The sequence below is a fragment of the Bradyrhizobium campsiandrae genome (assembly GCF_014529705.1).
Classification (GTDB): Bacteria; Pseudomonadota; Alphaproteobacteria; order Rhizobiales; family Xanthobacteraceae; genus Bradyrhizobium; species Bradyrhizobium campsiandrae.
In genome coordinates this window covers 1-1,396 of the sequence record NZ_JAANIH010000153.1, presented here as the reverse complement: position 1 = coordinate 1,396, position 1,396 = coordinate 1, and the positions used below count along the sequence as shown (strand labels likewise).

Here is a 1,396-nt window from a genome sequence, read left to right as displayed (position 1 = left end):
CCTCGACCGCGCCGGCCATCTCGCCGATTTCGTCCTTGCGCCCGAGGCCCGGCAGCACGACGTCGAAATTGCCCGAGGCGAGTTCGCGCATCGCCTTGCACATCGCGATCATCGGCCGCGAGATGCCATTGCCGAGCATCAGGGCCAGCACGGCGCCGATGGCAAGGCCACCCAGCGCCAGCATCAGCATCAGCCGCTCGGTTTCCCCGATCGTCACATTCGCACTCACCTCGATGCGCTGCTGATCGGCCGACAGGTCCGAGCGCAATTCGCCCGAGAGCTTGAGGATGGACGCAGCCGTCTTGGTCATCTCGCCGTTCGACTTGACGATGACCTTCACATTCTCCGACAGCTTGGCAAAGGACGCGCGATACTGCTTCAGCAGATTGCCGATCTCGGTGACACGGTCGGTGATCTTCTGGTCGTTGGCGTAGATCGAGACCAGCAATGTCTCCAGAAACTTGATGCGGGCGACGACGCCGTCGGCCGTCTTCGGCTCCGGCTTGGCAACGAAAGCGCTGACCGAAGTGGAGACCGCGAGATATTGCGAGGTGATGTCCTTGGCCGTGCTCTGGACCGAGCTCAGGCCAGCCAGCGCCGCAGTATCGGCGAGGTCGTCGAACTTGAAGCGGATCTTGTTGCCGACGCTGTTCAGCTCGTCGGCTGCGATCTTGTTGTTCTCGCGCGTCAGCGTAATGATCTCGCCGAACACCTTTGAGAAGCGCTGGAACTCGGCCTCGAGCTTGCCGACCTGCTCGCGGCGCTCCGCGCCTGATGTCGCCGCCATCGACTGGGCGATCGCCGTTTTCAGATTCTGTTCGGCCGCCTTGGCCGCGGTTTCGTCATCCGCAGCGCCGGTCAGCGTGTAAGCGCGGGTCAGCCCCTGATAGCTGATCAATTCGCGATCGATGGTTCGCGCCAGGTCTGCTTCCGCGACGCTCGCCCGGTAGGAGGCGACGGCGCCCGCAATGCGCTCAAAGCCGAAATAGGCGAAGGCCATGCTGACGGCGAGGATAGCGAGCACCGCCACGAAGCCGAGGATGATTTTTGCACGAAAACGCAAGGTGAAGAGCCTCAATGAGTTTGGCTTCGACTTGACGGACATTCCCCACCCCATTCCATTCGCGGAAAACCAGGCGCAGCCCGGGAGCAGCCCGCTCCCCGACTCGGGATCACCGTAGATGGCAAAGGATAAGCTGCGGTAAATTTGCCGCGCCGCAACTTGCGGTTAGGTGACGCGGCCCGAGGTCCTACGCCGCCCGGATATTCGCCATGAAGCGGTCGAGCTCGGCACGCAGGCGCGTGCTTTCGGACGACAGCGTCTTGGCCGAATTCAGCACCTCTTCCGAGGCCGAGCCGGTTTCGGCCGCACCCCGATTGACCTGGCCGATGTCGG

The 1,396-nt window shown here is 62.9% G+C and carries 1 protein-coding gene; it reads right to left on the bottom strand.

What is annotated here, in order from left to right:
* A partial coding sequence (locus G8O24_RS42425; RefSeq protein ID WP_188108401.1) for a HAMP domain-containing protein occupies positions 1–1,105 on the bottom strand: 1,105 nt, incomplete at its 3' end.
* Between the last annotated feature and the right edge of the window lie 291 nt (positions 1,106–1,396).